Annotated in this window: 3 protein-coding genes; 2 read left to right on the top strand and 1 reads right to left on the bottom strand. The window is 65.6% G+C overall.

The genetic code is table 11. From position 1 onward, the window contains the following. Together EN749_RS35650 and cobO are read left to right on the top strand one after the other, a co-directional pair. On the top strand, positions 1-379 hold a 379-nt coding region (locus tag EN749_RS35650; RefSeq protein WP_145991175.1), incomplete at its 5' end, for a bifunctional adenosylcobinamide kinase/adenosylcobinamide-phosphate guanylyltransferase. A gap of 1 nt (position 380) precedes the next feature. Then, positions 381-995: a cob(I)yrinic acid a,c-diamide adenosyltransferase gene (gene cobO, locus EN749_RS35655; RefSeq protein ID WP_127810139.1), complete on the top strand. Its 615-nt coding sequence runs from the start codon at positions 381-383 to the stop codon at positions 993-995. 40 nt (positions 996-1,035) lie between these two features. Here the strand turns inward: cobO and EN749_RS35660 are convergent. Further along, on the bottom strand, positions 1,036-1,473 hold a 438-nt coding region (locus EN749_RS35660; protein WP_189367965.1), incomplete at its 5' end, for a cobalamin biosynthesis protein.

Below are 1,473 nucleotides of genomic sequence, written 5' to 3' on the forward strand. Positions count from 1 at the left end.
GCATGAACGCATCGCGTTGCACCGATCGCGGCGCGGCGAAGGCTGGACGACCATCGACGCACCGCTCGATCTCGCCGGTACGCTTGCCGCCTTGCCGGAGGATCGGCCGGTGCTTGTCGACTGCCTGACGCTGTGGCTGACCAACCACATGCTGGCTGAACACGATTTCGAGCTGGAATGCCGGCGATTGGCGGAGGTGCTGTCGCGGCCGCGCGGGCCATGGTTCGTGGTATCCAATGAAGTCGGCCAAGGTATCGTGCCGGACAATGCACTGGCGCGCCGGTTTCGCGATGCCGCCGGCCGGCTCAACCAGCAGGTCGCCGCCGTCGCCGACATGGTGCTGCTGATGGTGGCGGGGCTGCCGCTCAAGGTGAAATGACATGACCGACATCGACGATAAGGACGAAGAACGCCACCGCGCCAAGATGGCCAAGCGCAAGGCGGTGCAGGATGCCGAGGTGGCGAGCAAGACGGTCGAGAAGGGATTGCTGATCGTCAACACCGGTCCCGGCAAGGGCAAGACCACGGCTGCCTTCGGCCTGGCGCTGCGGATGCTCGGCTACGGCAAGCGCGTCGGCGTCGTCCAGTTCATCAAGGGCAAGTGGCACACCGGCGAGAAGGACGCCTTCGCCGCCTTCGGCGACCGCGTCGTCTGGCACGCGATGGGCGAGGGGTTCACCTGGGAAACGCAGGACCTGAAGCGCGACATCACCGCCGCCGAAGCCGCCTGGGCCAAGGTGCTCGAACTGATGGCCGATCCGTCGATCAGCCTGCTGGTGCTCGACGAACTGAACATTGCGCTGCGCTACGATTATCTCGACCTGGACAAAGTGGTTGTGGCGTTGAAGGCGCGGCGTGAGGGCCTGCATGTCGTGGTCACCGGCCGCAACGCCAAGCCGGCGCTGATTGAGGCCGCCGACCTCGTCACCGAAATGGGCGTGACCAAGCACCATTTTTCCGCAGGCGTGAAAGCGCAGCAGGGGATCGAGTTCTGAGCGTTTCTTACCCTCCCCACAAGGGGGAGGGTGAAGTAGATCACGCCACGATGACCATGACCGCGACCAACCCAAACAGCGCGATCAGCAGATAGTCGGCGACGCAATAGAGTTTCAGCGCTCGCCTTATGTCGACGCTGTCGGCCTCGCGCCGCCCACCTTCGCCCATGAAGACGTCGTCCACGAGCACGCCGCCGTAGCTGCGCGGCCCGGCGAGCGCCAGGCCGAGCGCACCGGCCATCGCCGCTTCCGGCCAGCCGGCATTGGGTGAGCGGTGTTTTTTCGCGTCGCGCCACACCGCATGCCAGGCATTTTTCGCATCAGCGCCTTTGACGAAGAACGCCGCCAGCACGATCAGCAGCGCCGTCAGCCGCGACGCCGGCAGATTGATCCAGTCGTCGAAGCGCGCCGCCGCCCAGCCGAAGGCCTCGTGGCGCGGGGTGCGGTGGCCGATCATCGAATCGGCGGTGTTGGCGGC

Origin of the sequence: Mesorhizobium sp. M7A.F.Ca.ET.027.02.1.1 (assembly GCF_004022985.1) — a bacterium.
GTDB lineage: Bacteria > Pseudomonadota > Alphaproteobacteria > Rhizobiales > Rhizobiaceae > Mesorhizobium.